Annotated in this window: 22 protein-coding genes; 20 read left to right on the forward strand and 2 right to left on the reverse strand. The window is 38.2% G+C overall.

Translation table 11 applies throughout. The features are described 5' to 3' along the window. The first annotated feature begins 16 nt into the window (after nucleotides 1–16). From panC to NVS78_RS02775, 14 genes are all read left to right on the forward strand, one after another. Nucleotides 17–856 carry a pantoate--beta-alanine ligase gene (gene panC / locus NVS78_RS02710; protein ID WP_286357810.1) on the forward strand — a complete coding sequence of 280 codons (840 nt, stop codon included), beginning with the start codon at nucleotides 17–19 and terminating at the stop codon, nucleotides 854–856. A 24-nt stretch (nucleotides 857–880) separates the two neighbouring features. Then, nucleotides 881–1,231, forward strand: coding sequence for an aspartate 1-decarboxylase (gene panD, locus NVS78_RS02715; RefSeq protein ID WP_041503186.1), 351 nt, complete (start codon nucleotides 881–883; stop codon nucleotides 1,229–1,231). A 4-nt stretch (nucleotides 1,232–1,235) separates the two neighbouring features. Continuing rightward, nucleotides 1,236–1,721, forward strand: coding sequence for a D-glycero-beta-D-manno-heptose 1-phosphate adenylyltransferase (gene rfaE2 / locus NVS78_RS02720; protein WP_286357811.1), 486 nt, complete (start codon nucleotides 1,236–1,238; stop codon nucleotides 1,719–1,721). Nucleotides 1,722–2,333: 612 nt separating this feature from the next. Then, nucleotides 2,334–2,768 (forward strand): dUTP diphosphatase, encoded by a 435-nt coding sequence (dut, locus tag NVS78_RS02725; protein ID WP_041503188.1) that lies wholly within the window; start codon nucleotides 2,334–2,336, stop codon nucleotides 2,766–2,768. 206 nt (nucleotides 2,769–2,974) lie between these two features. Then, complete coding sequence (locus tag NVS78_RS02730) at nucleotides 2,975–4,516, forward strand: tetratricopeptide repeat protein (RefSeq protein WP_286357812.1); 1,542 nt, start codon at nucleotides 2,975–2,977, stop codon at nucleotides 4,514–4,516. Next, a complete protein-coding gene (gene lolB1 / locus NVS78_RS02735) occupies nucleotides 4,506–5,360 on the forward strand; it encodes a lipoprotein insertase outer membrane protein LolB1 (RefSeq protein WP_491896681.1) in 855 nt (284 codons plus the stop codon). The genes NVS78_RS02730 and lolB1 overlap by 11 nt, the downstream gene beginning before the upstream one ends. Continuing rightward, nucleotides 5,360–6,550 carry a murein hydrolase activator EnvC family protein gene (locus NVS78_RS02740; RefSeq protein ID WP_434802114.1) on the forward strand — a complete coding sequence of 397 codons (1,191 nt, stop codon included), beginning with the start codon at nucleotides 5,360–5,362 and terminating at the stop codon, nucleotides 6,548–6,550. Before lolB1 ends, NVS78_RS02740 begins: the two co-directional genes overlap by 1 nt. Nucleotides 6,551–6,729: 179 nt before the next feature. Further along, complete coding sequence (locus NVS78_RS02745; RefSeq protein WP_286357815.1) at nucleotides 6,730–7,128, forward strand: ATP-binding protein; 399 nt, start codon at nucleotides 6,730–6,732, stop codon at nucleotides 7,126–7,128. A gap of 6 nt (nucleotides 7,129–7,134) precedes the next feature. Continuing rightward, the gene (ybeY, locus tag NVS78_RS02750) at nucleotides 7,135–7,563 is read left to right on the forward strand and encodes an rRNA maturation RNase YbeY (RefSeq protein WP_286357816.1); all 429 of its coding nucleotides are present in this window, start codon (nucleotides 7,135–7,137) and stop codon (nucleotides 7,561–7,563) included. 1 nt (nucleotide 7,564) lies between these two features. Beyond that, nucleotides 7,565–9,451: a tRNA uridine-5-carboxymethylaminomethyl(34) synthesis enzyme MnmG gene (mnmG, locus tag NVS78_RS02755; RefSeq protein ID WP_286357817.1), complete on the forward strand. Its 1,887-nt coding sequence runs from the start codon at nucleotides 7,565–7,567 to the stop codon at nucleotides 9,449–9,451. A gap of 71 nt (nucleotides 9,452–9,522) precedes the next feature. Continuing rightward, the gene (gene ade, locus NVS78_RS02760) at nucleotides 9,523–11,133 is read left to right on the forward strand and encodes an adenine deaminase (RefSeq protein ID WP_286357818.1); all 1,611 of its coding nucleotides are present in this window, start codon (nucleotides 9,523–9,525) and stop codon (nucleotides 11,131–11,133) included. 5 nt (nucleotides 11,134–11,138) lie between these two features. Continuing rightward, nucleotides 11,139–12,938, forward strand: coding sequence for an excinuclease ABC subunit UvrC (uvrC, locus tag NVS78_RS02765; protein ID WP_286358451.1), 1,800 nt, complete (start codon nucleotides 11,139–11,141; stop codon nucleotides 12,936–12,938). 170 nt (nucleotides 12,939–13,108) lie between these two features. Further along, nucleotides 13,109–14,041, forward strand: a complete 933-nt coding sequence (gene cysK / locus NVS78_RS02770) for a cysteine synthase A (protein ID WP_286357819.1) — start codon at nucleotides 13,109–13,111, stop codon at nucleotides 14,039–14,041. A 5-nt stretch (nucleotides 14,042–14,046) separates the two neighbouring features. Further along, complete coding sequence (locus NVS78_RS02775; RefSeq protein ID WP_286357820.1) at nucleotides 14,047–14,952, forward strand: serine O-acetyltransferase; 906 nt, start codon at nucleotides 14,047–14,049, stop codon at nucleotides 14,950–14,952. Here NVS78_RS02775 and NVS78_RS02780 read toward each other — a convergent pair. Next, the gene (locus tag NVS78_RS02780) at nucleotides 14,949–15,596 is read right to left on the reverse strand and encodes a response regulator transcription factor (RefSeq protein ID WP_286357821.1); all 648 of its coding nucleotides are present in this window, start codon (nucleotides 15,594–15,596) and stop codon (nucleotides 14,949–14,951) included. The two genes, NVS78_RS02775 and NVS78_RS02780, sit on opposite strands and share 4 nt — an antisense overlap. 19 nt (nucleotides 15,597–15,615) lie before the next feature. Further along, complete coding sequence (locus NVS78_RS02785) at nucleotides 15,616–16,707, reverse strand: bifunctional 3-deoxy-7-phosphoheptulonate synthase/chorismate mutase type II (protein WP_286357822.1); 1,092 nt, start codon at nucleotides 16,705–16,707, stop codon at nucleotides 15,616–15,618. A 156-nt stretch (nucleotides 16,708–16,863) separates the two neighbouring features. Between NVS78_RS02785 and polA the strand changes: the two genes are divergently transcribed. The 6 genes from polA to NVS78_RS02815 are packed head-to-tail and all read left to right on the forward strand — an operon-like array spanning nucleotide 16,864 to nucleotide 23,553. Continuing rightward, a complete protein-coding gene (gene polA / locus NVS78_RS02790) occupies nucleotides 16,864–19,563 on the forward strand; it encodes a DNA polymerase I (RefSeq protein WP_286357823.1) in 2,700 nt (899 codons plus the stop codon). 24 nt (nucleotides 19,564–19,587) lie between these two features. Continuing rightward, the gene (locus NVS78_RS02795; protein WP_286357824.1) at nucleotides 19,588–20,418 is read left to right on the forward strand and encodes a DUF4271 domain-containing protein; all 831 of its coding nucleotides are present in this window, start codon (nucleotides 19,588–19,590) and stop codon (nucleotides 20,416–20,418) included. A gap of 12 nt (nucleotides 20,419–20,430) precedes the next feature. Next, nucleotides 20,431–21,192: a uroporphyrinogen-III synthase gene (locus NVS78_RS02800; RefSeq protein WP_286357825.1), complete on the forward strand. Its 762-nt coding sequence runs from the start codon at nucleotides 20,431–20,433 to the stop codon at nucleotides 21,190–21,192. 18 nt (nucleotides 21,193–21,210) lie between these two features. Further along, entirely contained in the window at nucleotides 21,211–21,666 is a 456-nt protein-coding gene (gene rnpA, locus NVS78_RS02805) for a ribonuclease P protein component (RefSeq protein ID WP_286357826.1), read from the forward strand. Continuing rightward, complete coding sequence (gene yidD, locus NVS78_RS02810; RefSeq protein WP_286358452.1) at nucleotides 21,623–21,847, forward strand: membrane protein insertion efficiency factor YidD; 225 nt, start codon at nucleotides 21,623–21,625, stop codon at nucleotides 21,845–21,847. The genes rnpA and yidD overlap by 44 nt, the downstream gene beginning before the upstream one ends. A gap of 56 nt (nucleotides 21,848–21,903) precedes the next feature. Beyond that, nucleotides 21,904–23,553, forward strand: coding sequence for a S41 family peptidase (locus tag NVS78_RS02815; RefSeq protein WP_286357827.1), 1,650 nt, complete (start codon nucleotides 21,904–21,906; stop codon nucleotides 23,551–23,553). Nucleotides 23,554–23,559 lie beyond the last annotated feature (6 nt).

Genomic DNA, 23,559 nt, shown 5'->3' on the forward strand with positions numbered 1-23,559 from the left:
TTTTCAAAAAAATAAGATGGAAACGATATATAAAAAATCACAATTGACCGCCTTAATTGAAAAATTGAAGAATGAGGGAAAAAAGGTGGGATTTGTACCTACAATGGGTGCGTTACACGAAGGACATATATCACTCGTCAAAACCTGTAAACGAGATAATGATATAACGGTTGTCAGTATATTTGTAAACCCGACACAGTTCAACGATAAAGAAGACCTGAAAAGATATCCGAGAACCGTTGAAAAAGATATCGTTCTTTTGGAAAAGAACGGTTGTGATTATGCATTCGTACCTGACGTAGAAGAAATTTATCCTGAAGAAGATACGCGTTCATTCGATTTCGGATATGTTGAGACTGTTATGGAAGGAGCAAAGCGTCCGGGGCATTTTAACGGGGTAGGACAAGTTGTCAGTAAATTATTCGATATCGTTAAACCTCACCGGGCTTATTTCGGAATGAAGGATTTTCAACAAATCGCCATTATAAAAAATATGGTAAAACAATTACACTATAACTTGGAAATCATACCATGCCCTATTGTCCGTGAAACGGACGGCTTAGCCATGAGTTCAAGAAATACGCTTCTTAAACCTTTGTACAGGCAAAACGCACCTCACATTCATAAGATACTTCAAGAAGCAACCGAATTAACCGGCAAGATGAATGTGGAAGAGTTGAAACAATGGGTGACAAGCGAAATCAACAAAAATCCCTATTTGGAAGTGGAATATTTCGAAATCGTAGACGATACGGATCTGCGTCCCATCAAAGATTGGAACGAAAACAAAAACAAAGTCGGTTGCATTGCCGTGTATGCCGACAAAATCAGACTAATTGATAATATCGTATTTTAACCATTCATCACAAATACCACGAATATGTTCATAGAGGTCGTTAAATCCAAACTTCACAAGGTGACCGTAACCGAAGCAAATCTCCAGTACGTGGGAAGCATCACCATTGACGAAACTCTGATGGAAGCAGCCAATCTGATCGAAAACGAGAAAGTACAAATCGTAAACGTAAATAACGGAGAAAGATTGGATACTTATATTATAAAAGGAGAACGTAACTCAGGCATCGTCTGCTTAAACGGACCCGCCGCACGAAAATGCGCAGTCGGAGATATAATCATAATTATATCTTACGCCATGATGGATTTCGAAGAGGCTAAAAAACATAAACCCACTCTGGTTTTTCCTGAAACAACAACGAATAAATTGATATAGTATTATGGATTATTTGCCGTATATAAAAAATAAAATAGCAAGAACGCAGGAAGAAGCGTCACGCACGTTAAGTTTATGGAGATTCAAAGACGAAAAAATCGTCTTCACGAACGGTTGTTTCGATGTTCTCCACAAGGGACATATCGAATACTTGGCCCAAGCAGCCAACCTCGGCACCAAATTAATTATCGGACTGAATTCAGACGCCTCGGTTAAACGCCTGAAAGGCGAAAACAGACCCGTAAACGATGAAAATGCCAGAGCCTTGGCTCTCGCTTCTTTCATTTTTGTCGATGAGGTTATTCTTTTCGATACCGATACTCCCTACGATCTCATTGACTACGTTCAACCCGATGTGTTGGTAAAAGGCGGCGATTATAATCCGGAAGAGATTGTAGGTTATGATATAGTAAAAGCAAAAAACGGGAAAATAGTTACCATTGACTTCGTTGAAGGTTATTCCACCACTTCCATTTTAAACAAGATATAACAGATACGATATTATTTCAAAGAGTTGGCCAAAAGCAATTGACCAACTCTTTTTTTATCCCCATACCTCGTGAAAAAAAGGTGTATTAAAATCGAAATAAAAAGAATAAAATCATTTTGATCTTTCATTCCGATACTCTTGTAATAATAAAATCCGGAAATACAACAATGTTTTCTATTTTTAATTTGATTTGTTTATACAAATTATTAACACAAACGTCTCATTCATTTACAGAAGATTTATTCAAAGTAAATACAATTAACAGCTGTGAATAACTAAGTAATTTCACTATAAATCAATATATTAATTATAAAAATCCTGTGAGTAAATTTACGACCTTTTTTTAATAACGAATAAAACAAAAGATACATACATATTTTATTACAAATACTCACACGCTATTATCATAATCAATTTGTTTTTCAAATAAAGAAAAAATATAATAAGGATAAGAGAAGAATAACTCCCTTTCCAAAGATATTTTTCGCCTAAATATTTTTGTAAATAAGATTTTTATTTGCGAAAGGATTTTTATCAGATTCTTTCGTAAAAATTCCCTATCTTAGCACGATTTATTATGATAGGGTAATACTGTATTATTTAAAGAGAAAAATGAGAGTAAATATAATCAACAAATCAAAACACGCTCTTCCGGAATATAAAACGAATTTTTCCGCCGGAATGGACATTCGTGCTAATTTAGAACAATCCATTATGTTAAAACCTCTGGAGAGGAAGCTAATACCGACAGGACTTTTTATAGAGTTGCCAGAGGGGTATGAGGCTCAAATCAGACCGAGAAGTGGTTTGGCTCTAAATGAAGGAATAACTGTTTTGAACGCACCGGGAACTATCGATCCCGATTACAGAGGAGAAATAGGTGTTATTCTTGTTAATCTTTCTCACGAAATGGTTCAAATTAACGATGGAGACAGAATTTGTCAAATGGTCATACAAAAATTCGAACAAGTGGAACTTGTTAAGGTAAAGGCTTTAAATGAAACGGAGAGAGGCGAAGGGGGTTTTGGTCATACAGGTAAATATTAAAACGACATAAAAATATAATGATCAAATCATTACTTACATTTCTATTTATTGGATGTACTGTTTTATCTTTTGCTGATAAAAAAAATGGTGTAAGTGTTACTTTGGACGACGATAAAAAAGTAGCGTTTGACTACGCTTTTATGGAGGGGATAAGGTACAAAGTATTAGGAGATTTTAAATCTGCCCTATCTTATTTTGATCAATGTATGAAAATTGATAATAAAAGTGCGGCAGTACGTTATGAATTGGCTTCTATTTTACTATTGACGGATAATTTGGATATTCCTTTGAAATTGATGCGGGAAGCTGTAGAGTTAGAATCTTCTAATATTTGGTATAAAATTTTGTTGGCCAATATATTGGAAAAAAAATCGATGATAGATCAGGCTTGTGTCGTTTATGACGAATTAATAAAGCAATATCCGGAACGGGAAGATTTTTACTTGATTGAGACGAATTTGTTAACCTCTGTGGAAAAATGGGAGGAGGCTATAGCTGTATTGGATCGGTACGAAAAACAGTTCGGTGCTTCGGAGATTTCTTCCGTAGAAAAGGTAAAACTGTATGCCAAAGCTAAGAATATAAAAAAAGCTTCTTCGGAGATTTTGAAGTTGATCAAGAAATATCCCGGTAAGAGCGATTATTTAGGATTATTGGCAGAACTTTATTTGTCAAATGATCAAGAGAAGAAGGGATTACAGATATTGAACAAATTGATGGAAAGAGATCCTTCCAATGGTTTTGTTCTTTTTTATCTGACAGATTATTATTTGCAAAAGAAGGATACGTTACATGCTGATATTTATTTGAGAAAGGCCTTATTGAACGATAATAACGATAATAATTTTAAGGTTCAGTATCTTTTAAAATTGCTTGTTAATTCTTCCGATTCGTTTATGTCGGATAGAAGAATACACGAATACATGAGGTTATTATTGGAAAAATACAATAACGATTTGACCGTTAGAACGCTTTATGCGGATTTATTGAGGAAGGACAACAAGCTGAAAGAGAGTGCAAACGAGTTAGAATTTGTATTATCCAAGGATAAAAATAACTATTTGATTTGGGAAGAGTTATTACTGTTGTATAGTCAGTTGGGCGATACTGTTTTGATGTATGACAGAGGAAAAGAGTGTATGGAGTATTTTCCGAATCAACCTTTACCTTATGCAATGGTTAGTTTACCTTTGATGATTCAAAAGAAATATAAAGATGCTTTGGTTTATTTGAATAAAGGTCTTGAATTGTCTCCTGATAATTCTCCTATGAAAGCTCAATTTTATGCTTATTTAGGCGAAAGTTTTTACGTTTTGGATAGTGTCGAACGTGCTTTTAAAATGTTTGACGAGGTACTGAAGATCAATCCAAACGACATTATGACTTTGAATAATTACAGTTATTATCTCTCTATCCGGGACGAACGATTGAACGATGCCGAACGCATGAGTGCAAAAACGGTTTCTGCCGATCCAAATAATCCTACTTTTTTGGATACTTATGCTTGGGTGTTGTTTAAGCAGAAAAGTTATTCGTTGGCCAAATACTATATGAATATAGCGATTGAAAAAAGTCAATCGCCTTCAGCTGTTTTATATGAACATTATGGTGACATTTTATACATGAACGGGGAGAAGGAAGAGGCTGTGAAAATGTGGAAAAAAGCGTTGGAGTTGGGTGGTGAAGAGTTAAGTAGTGAATTAGAAAATAAAATTGAGCATGGATTATTGATTGAAAATGAGAAGTAATTTATTTATTTTATCGTTGGTTGTTCTTTTTATTTCTTGTCATTCGACAAAAAAATTGCCAAAGCAAAGGGAACTTGAAAATATTTCAGAGGGAAGGTTATTTAAAAATATTGTTGAAAATGAATTGGATTTCCAGTCTTTGTATTCGAAGAAAATGGATATTTCTTTGAGCACGAAGAAAAAATCGAATAGTCTGAGAGCCACGATGCAGATGAAAAAAGACAGTTTTATTTGTATCTCCATGTCGGCATCGCCCCTTGGTATTAATGTGGCTCGTTTATTGTTGACTCCCGATAGCGTAAAGTTCGTTAACTTTCATGATAAAGAATATTTTATATCGGATTATAGTTATTTTTCCAATAGATTCGATTTAAATTTAAGTTTTGATTGTCTTCAACGGATTCTTTCGAATTACTTTTTTAATTTTGAATCCTGTACGTCTTTGAACGATAGAACTAAACGATACAAGTTCGATAAGTCGGGAAATAATTATTTGCTTTATACCTTAGAAGAGAAAGCATTGGGTAGGAAGTTGAAAAAATTGTATAAAAAAAGGAGGAAAAACAAGGAATATTCTTTGATTTTGCAGGAGATTCAGATAGATCCGGATTATTTTAGACCTTCTTTCGTCTCTATCAAAGATATGGAAGAGCAGATAGGATTGAATGTAAAGTATGATGATTTTAAAGACTTCGGCGGATACCTATATCCTGGAAAGATTTTTTTCAATCTCTATATGGAATCGGATTCGGTTGAAGTTAAAATTGTTTTTGACAGATTGGAATTTGATGTAAAGGTAGAATCGAATTTTAAGATATCCAGTAAGTATAAACGAATTTATTGATGGTGATTGTGCGTTATATATTGATTTTTTTATTTTTGCATGCTTTCGCTTTTTCCTTTTCTCAATCTATCGATGAGGTAAAGAAAAAGAAAGAACAGGCAGAAAAGGAAATCTCATACTTGAATAAATTACTGAATTCTACTCGGAATAATCGTTCGACTACTTTACAAAAGCTGACTATAATCAATCAAAAGATAGTGAAGGGAAAGGAGATCATTCAATCTCTGAATGATGAAGTCTCCTATCTTGAAAAACTGATTACGGATAACGAAAGGATAAAGATTCATCTGGAGTCGGACAGACAAAAAATGTTGGATTTTTACGCGAAGATGGTTTACGAAACCTGGAAGAAAAAAAATCAATCGGATAAATTAGTTTTTATTTTTTCTTCCACGACTCTTATGCAAGCCTATGCGCGTTATAAATACTTTGATCAGGTACAAGATTATTCCAAACGGCAAATAGAGCTTATAAAGACAGCTAACGATTCCTTGACGACTGTCAATAATAAGCTGAATCTTTTGGTTTCTGAAAAGAACGGGAAACAGAATCTTATTGCTGCAAAGAATGCAGAATTAATACGAGAGCAGAATCAGGCTAACAGTTATGTAAACGAATTAAAGAAAAAGGAGAGGGAATTAGATAAAAAATTGAAAGCCGAAATTAAGAAAAGGGAAGTTTTGGCTAATAAACTGAAATCTTTGATAGCCGCACAGGCTAAAAAGTCCGGTAGTAAAAATTCTAACTATAAATTAACGCCGGAAGAGAAACTTATTTCGGATGATTTCGCTAAAAATAGGGGAAAATTGCCTTGGCCCGTTGAGGAGGGATTCGTATCGGAAAAATTTGGAGTGAACGTTCATCCACTTTTTAAACAGGTTAAGTTGACAAATGACGGAATAACCGTTACGACATCCGCCGGTGCGGATGTCAGATCGGTTTTTACGGGAACGGTTGTCGAAATCATGTTTATACCGGGGTATAACAACGTAGTCATGATTAGGCACGGTAATTACTTGACACTTTATTCGAATATAATAAAAGTTTATATCAGAAAGGGAGATGTAATTAAACTGAAGCAAAAAATAGGTAAATTGGCCTCTGATAATGAAAGTAGTAGTACTTTGAATTTTCAGATATGGAGGGATAAGGAAAAACTGGATCCTCAGTTATGGTTGTCACCCTGGTAGGTTTGCAGAGACGGTTTTTAAAATTTTTATCTATTTGAGGAATTGATATTTAAATTTTTTTTGTTTAAATTCGCTATACGTTAAGCTGTGTATATGCGGTTTTAATTGTGATTGAGATTTGAGTGGATATTGTTATTGTGTTGGTAAATTTAATATGAACTATTTCATTTTAGTTGGTGATGGACAAATTAGAATTTTCAATTACTTCAGAGATTGGAAACATCGTTAAAGTAGAAAATTTCATTGACTACTTTGTCGATGTGTATCATGTTGAACCTGAGGTATTCGGTAAAATCAGTCTGTGTGTTATTGAAGCGGTCAACAATGCTATTTTATATGGAAATAAGCTCGATCCTTCAAAATATGTAAAGTTTTTTGTGCGTGAAGATGACGGTAAGCTTTGCGTAACGGTAAAAGATGAAGGAGACGGATTCGATTACAATTATATTCCGGATCCGACATTGCCGGATAATATCGAGAAAGATGCCGGACGCGGACTTTATTTAATGAAAACCTTGTCAGATGATTTGATTTTTGAAGACAGCGGTTCTAAAGTAACGTTGGTTTTCAATTTATAAATTGTAATGGGTGAAATTTTCTTTTTTAATGAGGGATGTGAATTGCCATCTTTTCTATTGACGGAAAAGGTAAAGAAATGGTTGGATTTAGTCGCTTACGATTACTCTTGCCGTATAGGAACCATTTCTTTTATTTTTTGTGATGATTCTTATATTTTGGATGTAAATAGAAAGTATTTGAATCATGACTATTATACGGACGTAATCACCTTTGATTATAGAGAAAATGATATCCTTTCAGGAGACGTTTTTATCAGTTTGGATACCGTACAATCCAATGCTTTGGAATTTAGTACGACTTTTGAAAACGAATTGAATCGTGTTATGGTACATTCGGTTCTTCATTTAATAGGTTTTAAGGATAAAACGGATGAAGATGCTAAATTGATGAGAAAGAACGAAGATCATTGTTTAGGATTGCTTAAAACGCTATAATATGTCGTCTTTATTTCCTCGATATGATGTCATAGTTGTAGGGGCAGGTCATGCTGGATGCGAGGCAGCTTGTGCCGCGGCTAATTTGGGTTCTAAGACGCTACTTATTACATTGGATATGAATAAGATAGCTCAAATGTCATGTAATCCTGCCATTGGAGGTATAGCCAAAGGACAGATTGTTAGGGAGATAGATGCATTAGGAGGGTATACGGGTATTGTAACGGACAGAAGTTCGATTCAATTCAGGATGCTTAATCTTTCGAAAGGTCCTGCCATGTGGAGTCCTCGTGCTCAATGCGATCGAATGTCTTTTTCTCAAAATTGGAGAAGTATAATTGAAAACACGGTTAATTTGGATATTTGGCAAGATCACGTAAATGAGTTATTGCTGGATTCTAAAGGAAATGTAAATGGTGTAAAGACGGTTTTAGGGGTTAACTTCTCTGCTGAAAAAGTTATTTTGACCAATGGAACTTTTCTTAACGGTTTGATGCACGTGGGAAGAGTGAGTTTTCCCGGTGGAAGAATTTCGGAGCAAGCCTCTTTCGGGTTATCCGAGCAATTGAAAAGTTTAGGTTTTACCGTGGGGAGGATGAAAACAGGAACTCCTGTAAGAATAGATGGCCGCAGTGTTGATTTCTCAAAGTTGACACGTCAGGATGGAGATAATGATTTTCATCGATTTTCTTTTCTTCATTTCGATTATGAAAACGAATTGAACAAACGTCCCTGTTATATCGCTTACACGAATAAGGAAGTACATGATATTTTGCGTACGGGTTTTGACGATAGTCCCTTGTTTAACGGTACGATTAAAAGTGTAGGTCCTCGCTATTGCCCCAGTATAGAGACAAAATTGGATACTTTTTTCGACAGAGAGAGTCATCATCTTTTTTTGGAGCCGGAAGGAGAAACGACTACTGAATACTATTTGAACGGTTTCTCTTCTTCTTTGCCTTTGGAGGTGCAATTAAAAGCTCTGCGTCGCGTGAAAGGTTTTGAGCATGTGAAAATATTTCGTCCGGGATATGCCATAGAGTATGATTATTTTCCGCCGACTCAACTCTTTTCGACCTTGGAGACGAAATTGGTTTCGGGACTCTATTTCGCGGGACAAATTAACGGTACTACCGGTTATGAGGAGGCTGCGGCCCAAGGTTTGATGGCCGGTATAAATGCTCATTTGTCACTTCATGGGAGTAGAACTTTCGTGTTGAATCGGGATCAGGCTTATATTGGTGTTTTAATCGATGATTTAGTGACGAAGGGAGTGGATGAACCTTATCGTATGTTTACTTCCAGGGCTGAATATCGTATTCTATTGCGTCAGGACGATGCCGATGTAAGATTGACTCCTTTAGGGTACGACATAGGTTTGGTATCGGAAAAAAGAAATCTTGTATTTCGGGACAAAGTAGTAAAAAGAGATTGTTTGATAGATTTTATTCGAAATTACAGCGTTTCCCCTAATGAAATTAATGGAGTTCTCGAGAGTCTGAACTCTTCTCCGATTAAACAAAAAATGAAGTTGATTGACTTGATTTCTCGACCTCAAATCAACTTAATGAAAATTATTGATTTTATTCCTTCTTTAAAATCATTAATTTGCAATCGATTTATTAGAGAGGAGATTATTGAGGCTGCTGAAGTTTTAGTGAAGTATTCAGGTTATATAGAGAGAGAAAAACTGATGGCAGACAAATTAAATCGTTTGGAAAATTTGATTATTGCCGATAAATTTAATTATATGGAGATTACTGCACTTTCCATGGAAGCCCGTGAAAAGCTTACAAAGATTAAACCTAAAACAATTGGCCAGGCTTCTCGTATTACTGGAGTATCTCCTTCCGATATTAATGTTTTACTCATTTTGATGGGAAGATAAAAGGATGTTTCACGTGGAACGTTCAAAATGATGCGAAGGGTTGATAAGGGCTAATCGTTTAAAAATGCATTATGAAAACAATAGAGGGGAACTTAGTAGATGTTGTCAATAGAGAAATTTATCCTTCTACTATAAAAATTTCGGAGCAAAGAATTGTATCCATTGAAAGAAATTCTAATTCCTATGATAGGTATATTATGCCTGGTTTTGTCGATGCCCATGTACACGTTGAAAGTTCTATGCTTTTACCTGTCGAGTTTTCAAATGTAGTTACCAGACTGGGTACGGTTGCTGTTATCAATGATCCGCATGAAATAGCAAATGTGTTAGGGATGGAAGGAGTGAAAAAAATGATGGAGAATGGTGAAAAAGCTGCATTGAAATTTTATTACGGAATTCCTTCTTGTGTACCTGCTACACTCTTCGACCGGACTGTAGGAAAAATAGATGCTGAAGATGTTGAAGAGATGGCTGCTACCGGAAAATTTGTGGCATTATCGGAAATGATGAATATACCTGGTGTTTTGAATAATGACCCTGAAGTAATGGCTAAATTAGCTCTTGCGAAAAAATATAATTTAAGAATAGACGGTCATGCACCTGCATTGAGAGGGGACAAACTAAGTTTATATATAGGGCATGGAATAGAGACGGACCATGAGTGTGTGACTTTGGATGAAGCGGAGGAAAAAATCATGAAGGGGATGAAGGTTATTATTCGCGAAGGAAGTGCTGCAAAAAATTATGAAGCACTGAAATTTTTGATCGGAACACGTACGGATGATGTTATGTTTTGTACGGATGATGCTCATCCCGACGATCTTCTTCAGTTCGGGCATATCGATTATATGGTAAAAAAGGCTTTATCGGATGGATTTGGTATTTTTGATGTATTGCAGGTCGCTTGTTTGAATCCGGTTCGTTTTTACCGTTTGGATGTGGGTACTTTGAATGTAGGAGATAAAGCTGATTTTATTATTACGGATGATTTAGAGAGAATGAATGTTATTTCTACTTTTATCGATGGAGAAGATGTTTTTGAAAAGAGATCTTTTTTCGGCCTAAAAGAGGAATGGAATTCATGTAATCTTTTCTACCATGATAAATTAACTATTTCGGATATAGAAACGACATTATCGAATCAAGTGGCGTGTATTAAAATTATGCCGGATGAACTTGTGACTGGTAAAATGATTTTTTCGCTCGATAACATGAATGATAAATTTGAATCCGATCTTTCGGCAGATGTTTTGAAGATTGTTTATTTGAATCGTTATTTGAACGGAAGGCCTCAGGTCGGATTCGTTTCCGGATTTGGTATAAAACGAGGTGCTTTTGCTTCTTGTATTTCTCATGATTCGCATAATATAATTGCAATCGGTTGTACGGATGAAGATTTAGTCGCTTCTATTAATGCCGTGATTGAACAACAAGGAGGTTTATCGATTAAAAACGGCGATAAACTTTTACTTTTACCTTTACCCATAGGAGGAATTATCAGTAATTTATCCTGTGAAGAAGTTGCCGGGCAATACCTGAAATTGAATGACGAGATAAAAACGATGGGGTCTGTTCTGAAATCTCCGTTTATGACCCTTTCCTTTATGTCGTTGATCGTGATTCCTTATTTTAAGATAGGAGAAAAAGGGATGTTTGATTATAATAAGTTCGATTTTGTATAGGAATGATGGAAGACAATCCTCTGAAAGAAAAAGTGAGTAAGTTGCCTACTAACCCTGGGGTTTATCAATTTTTAGATGCTAATGGAGTTATTATATATATTGGTAAAGCTAAAAATCTGAAGAACAGGGTTTCATCTTACTTTATCAAGACGAATCAATCATCTAAAACCATGGTTTTAGTGAGAAAGATACGCGATTTGAGGTATGTAGTCGTTGATAGTGAGCAAGATGCACTTCTATTAGAAAATAATTTGATCAAAAAATACAAACCCCGTTATAATATTTTATTAAAGGACGATAAAACTTATCCGTGGATTTGTATAACTGATGAGCCTTTTCCCCGGGTTTTTATTACTCGAAAATTCATAAGGAACGGTTCGGAATATTTTGGTCCTTATACATCAGCGAAATTCGCTCATACTTTGATTACGCTTATCAAATCACTTTATAAATTGCGTACATGCAATTTATCTATAAATGAATCAAATATTTACGATGGAAAATATAAAGTTTGTTTGGAGTATCATATAGGAAATTGTTTAGCTCCTTGCGTGGGGAAAGTGTCGGAGGAGGAGTATTTGGATTTCATAGCACAAATTCGTTCCATTCTGAAAGGAAATATCTCTACTGTTCTGGAGGCTATGAATAATAAAATGAAAGAATTTTCTATTTCCATGCAATTTGAAAAAGCCCAGGAATTGAAGGAGGCAATGGAAGCGCTGAAGACTCATCAGGCGAAATCCACGATTGTGCGCACTTCTATCCATGACATGGATGTTTTTTCTTATATAGAGGAAGATAAATATGCCTATGTAAATTATTTGCGTATCGTACATGGAGCTGTTAATCAGGTTCATACTATAGAATTAGAACGTAAATTGGATGAATCGAAAGAATCTCTTCTTTCTTTTGCCATTCTGGAAATCAGACAGTTGGTCAATAGTCATTCAAAGGAAGTTTTAGTTCCTTTTTATCCTGATGTTTTGATGGATGGGATTACTTATTTTATTCCGCAACGGGGAGAGAAAAAGCAATTATTGGAACTGTCGGAACGGAATGCCAAATTCTTTAAAATGGACAGGGAAAGGCAACGGGGGGTTTTTCGAAAGGATGAGAGTAAATTTACCATGCTGAACACGATTAAGACGGAATTGAGATTGCCTCGTATTCCGCATCGGATGGAATGTTTCGATAATTCGAATATACAGGGAACCAATCCTGTTGCTTCCTGTGTCGTTTTTATAGACGGTAAACCCGCTAAAAGAGAGTATCGGCATTTTCACGTGAAAACGGTAGAAGGACCGGATGACTTTGCTTCTATGGAGGAGATTATTTATCGGCGATATCACAGGATTTTAGACGAAGGAAAAGAGCTTCCGGATTTAATTGTGATAGATGGAGGTAAAGGACAATTGCACGCTGCTTTGAATAGTTTGGAAAAATTAGGCCTTCGGGGACAAATTCCTATTGTAGGTTTGGCAAAACGGATGGAAGAGATATATTATCCCGGGGATACGGACTCCTATCTGCTGGCTAAAAATTCACTTGCCTTAAAAACCTTAATGCATATTCGTGACGAGGCTCATCGTTTTGGTATCACGTTTCATCGAAGGTTAAGGGAAAAGGGGCAGATTAATAGCGTTCTAAATGAAATTGAAGGTATTGGGGAAAAAACTGAAATTACTTTGTTTCAACATTTCAAAACGATAGATGCAATAGCGAAAGCTCCTTTGGAAAAACTCTCTGAAGTTATTGGGAAAGCAAAAGCTAAAATCGTACGAGACTATTTTAATTCTATGGTATAAGATAGTGCTTTCATCTGTTTATCAATGATCTAAATAGAATCTATTTTTCGAGAAACTTTTTTGCGGTTAAAAACGAATACCATGAACAGGGTATGAAAATACCTTGTTTATGCGATTTTTATTTGTAAAATAAACATTTAGTTTTGATACGACTTAATTAGACAGGTAATATGGGAAAAATAGCAAAACAATTAACGGATTTGGTAGGACATACTCCTTTGTTGGAATTATCTAATTTCAATCGGGATAAAAAATTGAAAGCTAAAATTATAGCTAAGTTGGAGTATTTTAATCCCGCCGGGAGCGTGAAAGATCGTATAGCTTTGGCAATGATCGAGGATGCGGAACGGGCAGGCCTATTGAAGCCGGGTTCGGAAATTATTGAGCCTACGAGCGGAAATACCGGAGTAGGATTGGCCATGGTTGCCGCCTCCAGAGGTTATAGGCTTACTTTGACGATGCCGGAGACGATGAGTATGGAGCGGAGAAATTTACTGAAGGCTTTAGGGGCGAATTTAGTGTTGACTCCGGGTTCTGAAGGTATGCGGGGGGCTATTGCCAAGGCGGAGGAGTTACAGCAGGCAAATCCGAATTCGACCATATTGCAACAGTTTGAAAATCCTGCAAATCCTGCCATTCATGAACGGACTACGGCAGAAGAGATTTGGGAAGATACGGATGGTAGGGTGGATATTTTTATTGCCGGAGTGGGAACCGGAGGTACTATCACGGGGGTCGGTCGTCGCTTGAAACAATTGAGGCCCGGAATAAAAATTATTGCCGTGGAGCCGAGTGATTCCCCTGTGTTATCCGGAGGAGTAGCCGGTCCTCATCAAATCCAGGGAATCGGTGCCGGATTTATTCCCGGGGTTTTTTCAAATGAGGTAGTGGATAGTATCGTACAGGTTGAAACGGAAAAGGCTTTTGAAACGGCACGGGAATTGGCTAAAACGGAAGGTGTATTGACCGGAATCTCTTCCGGGGCAGCTTTGCATGCGGCTGTTATGGTTGCGAGACATCCCGATAATCAAGGAAAACATATAGTGGTATTATTACCGGATACCGGAGAAAGATACCTTTCGACACCTTTGTATAATTATTGATAAATATGAAACGAACCGATACTTTCGATATCTTGCAAAAAAACGTGGAAAAACTTTCTCTTCCATCGGGAGAAGACGAATATATATTGCAACACGAGATGCCGCTTCCTTCTATCGAAAAATTGAAAGAGGTGGTCGATTTGCTGCGTTCTGTCATTTTCTACGGTTACTACGGTGAACCCTGTGTACATCCGGAGACTATTCGATATCATATAGGAGTGAAAATAGAGCGTTTATATCATTTGTTGTCCGAGCAAATTTTATATGGGAGCTGTTTTAATATTCAGGGGCATTGCAGTGCTTCGTCGGAATGTGCCGAGGATTTGGCCTTGTTGTTCATTAATCGGATACCGGAGATAAAACGTTTGTTGCATACGGATGTCCGGGCGATTTTAGAAGGAGATCCGGCAGCTAAAAGTTACGGAGAGGTTATCTTTTGTTATCCGGCTGTACGAGCCTTGCTAAATCATCGGGTGGCCCACGAATTATTACTGTTGGGAGTTCCGATATTGCCGCGTATTATTTCTGAAATGGCTCATTCCGAGACAGGTATAGATATACATCCCGGTGCGAAGATCGGAGAATCTTTTAGCATCGATCACGGAACCGGAGTTGTCATCGGAGAAACTTGTATTATCGGTGACCGGGTTCGTCTGTATCAGGGGGTTACTCTCGGTGCCAAACGTTTTGTATTGGACGAAAAAGGAAGTCCCATGGATGTTCCCCGTCATCCGATTCTGGAAGATAACGTGGTGGTTTATGCCAACACGAGTATTTTAGGGAGGGTAACGATTGGCAAAGATTCCGTTATAGGTGGTAACGTTTGGTTAACGGTTAGCGTTCCGCCCGGTTCTCATGTTTTGCAGCAGAAAGCATTGTCCAATACTTTTTCCGATGGTCTCGGTATTTAACTTAAGTATTCGTCGGGGTTAACGAGCCGAGTACGTATCGCGTATTTTGTGGCTTCATAGGCATTGCGTACTCCTATTTTTCTAAAAATATTTTTCCGATGAGTCAGGATCGTGTGAAAACTCAGCTTCCGTTCATGTGCAATCTCTTTCGTTGTCTTACCGGAAGCAATTTCTTTAAGGATGTCCTTTTCCGTGGGAGTAAGTTTATTTTGTATTTGGAGGCCGGAGCTGTTTATTGTAAGTAATTTGTTACATATACGATTGCATATGAAACGCTCTCCGCATGTTGAACATTTTAAAGCACAGGTAATCTCTTCATTGGAACAGCTTTTCAAAATAACGCTGAATGAGTGGGTGCTGAAAATCAGTTTATTCAGAATATCGTCGCTTAAATTTTCTGAAAATAAAATCCATTTGGCTTGTTGAAAGCGTTCTTTTATTTTCAGCAGTTCATTTATGTCGACGAAATCGAATAACATATAATCTATAATTACAACGGCCTCTGGATCAGAGGTAAGCCGTTGAATCAATTCTTCTTTGTTTTTTACTTCTGAAATGGTTTTAAATCCTTTCAGCTTTTGTGATAAAAAGAGAAGTCCTGCTTTAGTAATATCTTGTATGTCCGCTATGATTAATTCGCTCATGGAAAAAATTCAATCCGTTTTATTCATTCATGATCTCAGTCTGTCTGTCTATGGATGCCTGATGGATGGCTTTAAATACTTTTTCAACCAACTCCCTGTTTAATCCGAGCTGTTTAGCTTCTGCCGTGACCCGGTTCAATATCTTTTCCCATCGGTCGGGTTGTAAGATCGTGATATTATTCTGTTTTTTGTACTGTCCGATGTCTTCTATTATTTTCATTCGGTTGGCTAATGTTTCCAATACCATGTTATCTAAATTATCTATCTTTTCTCGAAGTTCTTCGATCATAAGTTGACAGTTGGAATCCAAGGATTGTTCCGTCCTGATAATTAGCTTCGATAAAATGTGTTTAAGCGTTTGCGGTGTAACTTGTTGTTCTGCATCACTTAATGCTGAAGCGGGACAAATATGAGATTCGATAATTAAGCCGTCAAATCCGAGATCCATGGATTTTTGGGCTATTTCCTGGATGTATTCGGAATGTCCGCCGATATGACTGGGATCACAAAATAGGGGTAGATTTTTAATTCTTCGTTTTAATTCGATCGGGATCTGCCATTGCGGAGGATTCCGGTAGATTAAATTATTATACGAGGAAAATCCACGGTGGATAGCTCCCAATCGGGTTAAACCACATAGGTTCAGACGTTCGAAGGCCCCGATCCATAACTCGATATCCGGATTTATCGGATTTTTTATTAATACGGGAATATCCACTCCTTTTAATGCTTCTGCAATCTCCTGGACCGCAAAGGGGTTAGCCGTCGTCCGTGCTCCTATCCATAACAAATCGATACCGGCAGAGAGAGCCATCTCCACGTGGTGGCCATTGGCAACCTCCGTTGAGACTTTCATGTTCAACTCTTCCTGAACGCGTTTTAACCAGGAAAGCCCTTTGCTCCCGACTCCTTCGAAAGAATTGGGACGCGTACGCGGTTTCCAAAGGCCGGCCCGTAAAATGTCGATGCCGTTATTTTTTAATTCTTGTGCCGTATGGAATAGTTGAAATTCGCTTTCCGCACTGCAAGGACCTGCGATAATCAATGGCCGACGGGTATCGGAGAAAAAATTCCATTCCGTGTATGGATATATATCCGGTTTGGACAACATACTATAATTATTTTGTAATCAATGTTTTGTATATCAGATGTATTTGATTTTATTCGTTAGAAAGAAATCTTTCAAAGATATTCTTTTCTTTTTTAATAGACGCCTAATTGCATATTATTTCTAACTTTGTGAAAACTAATTTGAAAAGAAAAAACGATGATAAATGAGGAAAAAAGGTTGTATTTATTGGATGCTTACGCGTTGATTTACCGCTCGTATTACGCGTTTATCAATAATCCGAGGATTACAACGACGGGGATAAATACTTCGGCAACTTTTGGTTTTTGTAATTTTCTGCTGGAACTGTTGGAAGAAGAAAAACCGACTCATTTGGCTGTTGTTTTTGATCCGGAAGGACCCACATTTCGGCATGAAATGTATCCTCAATATAAGGCCCAGCGTCCTCCCATGCCGGAAGATTTGAAGAAATCCGTTCCCTATATAAAGAGAATAATTCAAGGATTGGGGATCAATTTGATTGCCGTGGACGGTTTTGAGGCGGATGATGTTATCGGAACCTTGGCTAAAATCGGAGAGAAAGAAAACTTTCAAGTCTATATGATCACTCCGGATAAAGATTATGCCCAGTTGGTGAGCGAGCGGGTGTTTATGTATAAGCCGGGACGGGCTGGAAACAAGTCGGAAGTGTGGGGGATTGCGGAAGTTCTGGATCACTTTGGAATAGAGCGGGTGGAACAGGTCATTGATATTTTGGGATTGATGGGTGATTCTGCCGATAACGTTCCGGGATGTTCCGGGGTAGGACCGAAGAGCGCTTCTTCTTTGATTTATAAATACGGGAGTATCGAAGGTATATATCAGCATATAGAAGAGCTGAAAGGGAAACAAAAAGAAAATTTATTGGCTTGTCAACCCACGGTATTTTTATCGAAAGAGTTGGTAACGATCAATAGCGAGGTTCCAGTAAATATCTCTATACAAGATTTAATTCGGACGGAGATAAAAGAAGAGGTGTTGGAACCGATATTTAAAGAGCTGGAGCTTTTTTCCTTGTCTAAACGGATATTTTCGATCGAGCACACTGAAGTTTCGATTGAATCTTTGCACGAGGAAGAGGTTTCTTATCAGGAAATTCAAAGCGAAAGAGAGTTGAATGAATTGATCGGGGTATTGGAAGAGTCCTCGGAATATGTTTTGCATTCAGTATTCGGGGATGGAACCCTCTATAACTCTTATCCGACTTATCTTGCTTTTTCTGTTCGGGCTAATCGGATGCGTTATTTGCGATTACCCTTAGAAAAAGAAGCTGCCGAGAAAATGATCGGAAGGTTGAGATCCGTCTTTGAAAATCCGGATAAAATATTGATTTCTAATGATGTGAAAAATGATATCATCTGGTTACGTCGGGCAGGAATTGAAATTAAAAATCGGATTTTTGATATAAAAATCGCGCATTACGTGTTGCAGCCGGATAGCTCGCACGAGTTGGAACGCATCGCCCTGGAGTTACTGAATTATCGGTTGGTTAAGGGAGATGACGGCGATAGTCAGCAGCTTACGTTGTCTTTTGAAGATGATTCCGTTAAGAATAAGGATTTTGAGGAGAGGACCGATATTCTTTTCCGGTTGAAAGGGAGACTCAAAGAGGCCTTGGAACAGGTCGGCTTATATACTCTTTTCGAGCAGTTGGAGATGCCTTTGGTTTTTGTTTTGGCAGACATGGAGTATGAAGGTGTTGCTATCGATAAGGAGGCATTGAAAGAGTTGTCCGAGGAGTTGAAATTAAAGATTGCAGATTCCGAAAAGGTTATTTATAAAATGGCGGGAAAAGAGTTTAACATCAGTTCGCCTAAGCAATTGGGGGAGGTGTTGTTCGACGATATGAATATCGGGGGAACGAATAAAAAGACCAAGACGGGTCAGTATAGCACTTCCGAACAGGTTTTATCCAAGTTGGAGGGTGAACATTCGATCATTGAACACATATTGACCTACCGTGGATTGAAGAAATTATTAACCACTTATGCAGAGGCTTTGCCTACCTATGTTGATCCGGGTACCGGTAAAATTCATACGCGTTTTAATCAGGCAGAAGCGGCTACCGGTCGTTTAAGTAGTTTGAATCCCAATCTGCAGAATATTCCCGTTCGGACAGAAGAGGGGAGGAATATCCGGAAAGCTTTTATTACCGGGGATCCTGATTACTGCTTCTTTTCTGCCGATTATTCACAGGTGGAGCTTCGATTAATGGCTCATTTGAGCGGAACGAAAGAGTTGATAGATGCTTTTTTGAACGGGGAAGATGTGCATGCAGAAACGGCCGCAAAAATTTATCATGTACCTTTGAATGAGGTTACGCCGGAAATGAGGCGTCGGGCTAAGACGGCTAATTTCGGAATTATTTACGGAATTTCGGCTTGGGGATTGGCCGAGCGATTGAAGATCCCGCGAAAAGAAGGGAAAGAGTTGATAGACGGTTATTTTAATCTTTATCCCGGAGTGAAACAGTATATGGAGAAATCCGTCGAAAAGGCCAGGAAACAAGGATATGTGGAAACCATCATGGGAAGGCGGCGTTATTTGAGGGATATCAATTCCAGGAATGCTGTCGTTCGCGGGGTAGCGGAACGGAACGCCGTAAATGCTCCGATACAAGGATCTGCTGCCGATATCATTAAAAAGGCGATGATCTGTATCCATCAGGAGATCGCGCGGAGAGGGTTAAAGTCCAAAATGATATTGCAGGTACATGACGAGTTGAATTTTAAATGTCATAGGGAAGAGTTGGAAGAATTAAAAGGGTTGGTCGTGGATTGTATGGAAAATGTGATTAAACTTGCCGTACCCTTGACCGTAAGTACCGGATACGGGGAAAACTGGTATGAAGCCCATTAATATTGTGTATAAATAATTTTATTCATGCGTGGAGAACAAGTTGATACGTTGCATTTGCCATTAACAGGAGCATCGGCAGATTCTGTTATTCGGCCTGTTTCTCTTTTTGAAAAAAAGGTATCTGTAAGGGAAGAATTTCTGTTTGACACCATTGCATCCTCAACAGCTCCTATCGGTTCATGGAAGGATGTTCCCTTGAAAGGACAACAAGATGTGGATTTTATGTCCGGGGTATTGTTGTATACGATTATCTTTTTAGGACTGTTGGCGTTTATCCGATTGAGAGGGAAAGGGCTGTTCTCTGGCTTATTCGGTTTCTTTTTTAAACAGAAAAACCAGGAGAAAGTATACACGGAAGGACTTCGTCCCAATTATTTTTTTCTGTTTATAACGTTTTGTCTTTCTGCTTCCGTTCTTTCTATATTTTTGGTTTACCTGATCAATGGCGATTTTATTTTTGACGACTCTGTTATTGTTTTTGCTTTCCTTGCGGGATATCATTTGCTCCTGGTCGGTTTTATTCGTCTTTTGGGTTGGACGTTTAATGCTCGTTATTGTGCCAAAGAGATGGTCACAAACTTGTGGGTTTACAATACGGTGATTGGATTAATGATTTCTCCTTTTGTTATCGCGTTGTTTTATGTCCGTCCGACTTCCGTTCAGCCGTTGATTTATTTTATTTTTACCATATTTTCTATCTATTTGATTTTTAGATTTATAAGATTGATTAAAATATTATTTGAATATAGAGTTTCAATTTTATATATGATTTTGTACCTTTGTGCGCTCGAAATACTGCCATTTCTTGTAATATACAAGATGTTGGAAGAGATAATTGAAGCAAGTGTTAATTAAAAACATACAGCATTGAGGATCAAGAAAATATTAGTTTCGCAGCCTAAGCCAACAACAGAAAAATCTCCCTATTTTGATTTGGCTGAGGAGTATGGTTTGAAATTAGAGTTCAAATCTTTTATTAAAGTGGAGGGTGTCTCCGGAAAAGAATTTCGGCAACAACGAATCAATATACTTGACTATACGGCCATTGTTTTTACAAGTCGAACGGCTATTGATCATTTTTTTAGGATTTGTAACGAGATGAGAGTTGTCGTACCGGACACGATGAAATATTTTTGTATTTCCGAGTCAGTGGCTTTCTACTTGCAGAAGTATATCGTATATCGGAAAAGAAAGATTTTCTATGGCGATAAAAAAGTAGAGGATATGACCAAGGTTTTGTTGAAGCATAAGACAGAGCATTTTTTTGTTCCTCTCTCCGATGTGCATAAAGAAAACGTGCCGGGATTGTTAGACGAATTGCATTTAAAATACACGAAGGCTGTTTTATATAAAACGGTAGCGAATGATCTCGTGGATGAAATTCCTGATTTGAAGGAGTTCGATATCATTGTATTTTACACTCCGGCGGGAATAAAATCTTTATTTCAAAACTACCCGAATTTCGAACAGGGTACGACTGTGATTGCCGCTTTCGGCCCGGCGACAGCAGAAGCAGTGGAAGAAGCGGGTTTGAGGTTGGATATTAAGGCACCCACGGAAAAGGCGCCATCCATGACGATGGCTTTGGAACAGTTCATTAAGGCTTATAATAAAGAGAATAAGAAGTGATAAAATGGACATCGGACGATGTCCATTTTTATTCTGTTTGTGATCATGAATCGAGAGACAATAGGATATACGTTTTGTAAGGCCGAGCGCTTGTGTAGTAGAAGTCGTTTTGAGCGTCTCCTATCGTCGGGTTTTAGCTTTATCTCTTATCCTTTGCGGGTGATTGTATACGTGTCGGAACGAGAGGAAGAGGAATTTCCCGCCCGGATGGCTATCAGTGTTTCTAAAAAACGTTTTAAGAGAGCGGTAAAGCGTAACCGGGTAAAACGTTTGGTACGGGAAGCCTATCGATTGAACAAGTTTCATCTGTATGGAAATATTCCGGAAAATGAAACATGGAATATGTTATTTATTTATCTGAATGACTCGATTGTGAAGTACGATAAAATTGAAAAAGCAATAACAGGTGCCTTTAAGAAAATGGAAACTCATATTAAAAAGGATCGTGATAGGAGTGTTGTTGATACCCCTTAAGTTTTATCAGCATTGTTTATCGCCTTTAAAGCCTCCCACTTGTCGTTATACGCCCACGTGTTCCCAATACGCGATAGAGGCCATACGAAAGCATGGCCCTGTAAAAGGACTGTGGTTGGCCGTCAAACGGATATGTTCCTGCCATCCTTGGGGTGGTTCGGGATACGATCCTGTCCCGTGAATTTGTAATATTCCGGAATATATATTATTTTCGTTCTTATGTAATAAACTAAGGTTATGAATAGAAGTACGCGTATCGTCCTGAGCATTCTCGGTGTTTTCATCTTGACATTGGGAATTTTAAGTTTAAAGGAAGATGAAAAACGTTTTGAAGTCAGTAAAGGTTTAAATATTTTTGCGACCCTTTTTCGGGATGTGAACCTTTTCTATGTCGATGAGATAGAACCGGAAAAATTAGTACAGAGTGGAATTGATGCCATGCTGAAATCGCTGGATCCTTATACGGTCTATTATCCGGAATCGAAGATGGATGAGTTTAAGATGATGACAACGGGAGCTTATGCGGGTATCGGTTCGATTATCAGTATGAAAGACGACTATGTGGTGATTCGGGAGCCTTATCGAAATTCCCCGGCCGATAGAGCCGGACTCCTGCCGGGCGACTTGATTCTTGCCATAGACGGGATGGATATGAAAGGGAAAAATACGGAATTTGTCAGTCAGCATCTGAAAGGGCAACCGGGAAAAGAGGTTACGATAAAGATAAAGCGCTTGGGAGAGGAGAAGCCTATGGAGGTGAAGGTGGTCCGGGAAAACGTTCAGTTGCCGAGTGTCCCTTATTACGGTATGTTCGACGATAAGATCGGTTATATCTATTTTACCGGCTTTACGGATAAGTCGGCGGAAGATGTGCGCCGGGCTATTATGGATTTGAAACAGCAGGGGGCGGAGTCTTTGATTTTGGATCTGCGTGGGAACGGCGGAGGTTTGTTGGATCAGGCTGTGGAAATAGCTAACTATTTTTTACCTCGCAATACATTGGTAGTTAATACGAAAGGAAAGATAAAACAATGGGATAAGGAGTATTTTACTTCCAATAATCCGATCGTCCCCGATATGAAACTGGCCGTTTTAATCGACCGTTCTTCTGCGTCCGCTTCTGAAATTCTTTCCGGTTCTTTACAGGATTACGACCGGGCCGTGATTATTGGAGAACGTTCTTTCGGTAAAGGATTGGTTCAGACGACCCGTGATTTGGTATATAATACGAAATTGAAGGTAACCACGGCGAAATATTATATCCCGAGCGGCCGTTGCATACAGGCCGTGGATTACGCTCACCGGAATCCGGACGGAAGCGTGGGCACCATACCGGATTCTTTGATTACGGCTTTTAAAACGAAGGCGGGACGAACCGTATATGACGGGGGAGGAATTACTCCGGATGTAAAAATAGAACCGGAAAAATACGCTAAAATCACGCAGGAATTGGTAATAAAGGATATGATTTTCGATTTTGTCAATGAGTATGCGTTGACACATCCCTCTATTCCTGCTCCGGCGACCTTTGAGTTAACGGATGAAATCTATAATGACTTTAAAAAGTATTTGAAAGAGCATCAGTTTGAATATGAAACGGCATCGCAAACGGCTTTGGATAAGTTGGTCGAAACGGCTAAGTCCGAAAAATATTATGATCAGGTAAAAGGTCATATAGATCGTTTAAAAGCCGAGTTGGGGCACTCCATCGACCGGGATCTGGATTTGTTCCGGAAAGAGATCGGCGAGATCCTTTCCGACCAATTGATGGGACGGTATTATATGCAGGATGGAGTGATCGAATACCGAATGAGACATGACCGGGATGTGGCCAAAGCTGTCGAAATGCTTTCCGATGAGGAGGAGTACCGGAAAATTTTAAAATAAAAGTAG

This window comes from Gabonibacter chumensis, assembly GCF_024741215.1.
GTDB lineage: Bacteria > Bacteroidota > Bacteroidia > Bacteroidales > Marinifilaceae > Gabonibacter > Gabonibacter massiliensis.

Coding starts and splice junctions, on each gene's coding strand:
- panC (WP_286357810.1), top strand. CDS start 17: ATGGAAACGATATATAAAAAATCACAATTGACCGCCTTAATTGAAAAA.
- panD (WP_041503186.1), top strand. CDS start 881: ATGTTCATAGAGGTCGTTAAATCCAAACTTCACAAGGTGACCGTAACC.
- rfaE2 (WP_286357811.1), top strand. CDS start 1,236: ATGGATTATTTGCCGTATATAAAAAATAAAATAGCAAGAACGCAGGAA.
- dut (WP_041503188.1), top strand. CDS start 2,334: ATGAGAGTAAATATAATCAACAAATCAAAACACGCTCTTCCGGAATAT.
- NVS78_RS02730 (WP_286357812.1), top strand. CDS start 2,975: ATGAAAATTGATAATAAAAGTGCGGCAGTACGTTATGAATTGGCTTCT.
- lolB1 (WP_491896681.1), top strand. CDS start 4,506: ATGAGAAGTAATTTATTTATTTTATCGTTGGTTGTTCTTTTTATTTCT.
- NVS78_RS02740 (WP_434802114.1), top strand. CDS start 5,360: ATGGTGATTGTGCGTTATATATTGATTTTTTTATTTTTGCATGCTTTC.
- NVS78_RS02745 (WP_286357815.1), top strand. CDS start 6,730: ATGGACAAATTAGAATTTTCAATTACTTCAGAGATTGGAAACATCGTT.
- ybeY (WP_286357816.1), top strand. CDS start 7,135: ATGGGTGAAATTTTCTTTTTTAATGAGGGATGTGAATTGCCATCTTTT.
- mnmG (WP_286357817.1), top strand. CDS start 7,565: ATGTCGTCTTTATTTCCTCGATATGATGTCATAGTTGTAGGGGCAGGT.
- ade (WP_286357818.1), top strand. CDS start 9,523: ATGAAAACAATAGAGGGGAACTTAGTAGATGTTGTCAATAGAGAAATT.
- uvrC (WP_286358451.1), top strand. CDS start 11,139: ATGGAAGACAATCCTCTGAAAGAAAAAGTGAGTAAGTTGCCTACTAAC.
- cysK (WP_286357819.1), top strand. CDS start 13,109: ATGGGAAAAATAGCAAAACAATTAACGGATTTGGTAGGACATACTCCT.
- NVS78_RS02775 (WP_286357820.1), top strand. CDS start 14,047: ATGAAACGAACCGATACTTTCGATATCTTGCAAAAAAACGTGGAAAAA.
- NVS78_RS02780 (WP_286357821.1), bottom strand. CDS start 15,596: ATGAGCGAATTAATCATAGCGGACATACAAGATATTACTAAAGCAGGA.
- NVS78_RS02785 (WP_286357822.1), bottom strand. CDS start 16,707: ATGTTGTCCAAACCGGATATATATCCATACACGGAATGGAATTTTTTC.
- polA (WP_286357823.1), top strand. CDS start 16,864: ATGATAAATGAGGAAAAAAGGTTGTATTTATTGGATGCTTACGCGTTG.
- NVS78_RS02795 (WP_286357824.1), top strand. CDS start 19,588: ATGCGTGGAGAACAAGTTGATACGTTGCATTTGCCATTAACAGGAGCA.
- rnpA (WP_286357826.1), top strand. CDS start 21,211: ATGTCCATTTTTATTCTGTTTGTGATCATGAATCGAGAGACAATAGGA.
- NVS78_RS02815 (WP_286357827.1), top strand. CDS start 21,904: ATGAATAGAAGTACGCGTATCGTCCTGAGCATTCTCGGTGTTTTCATC.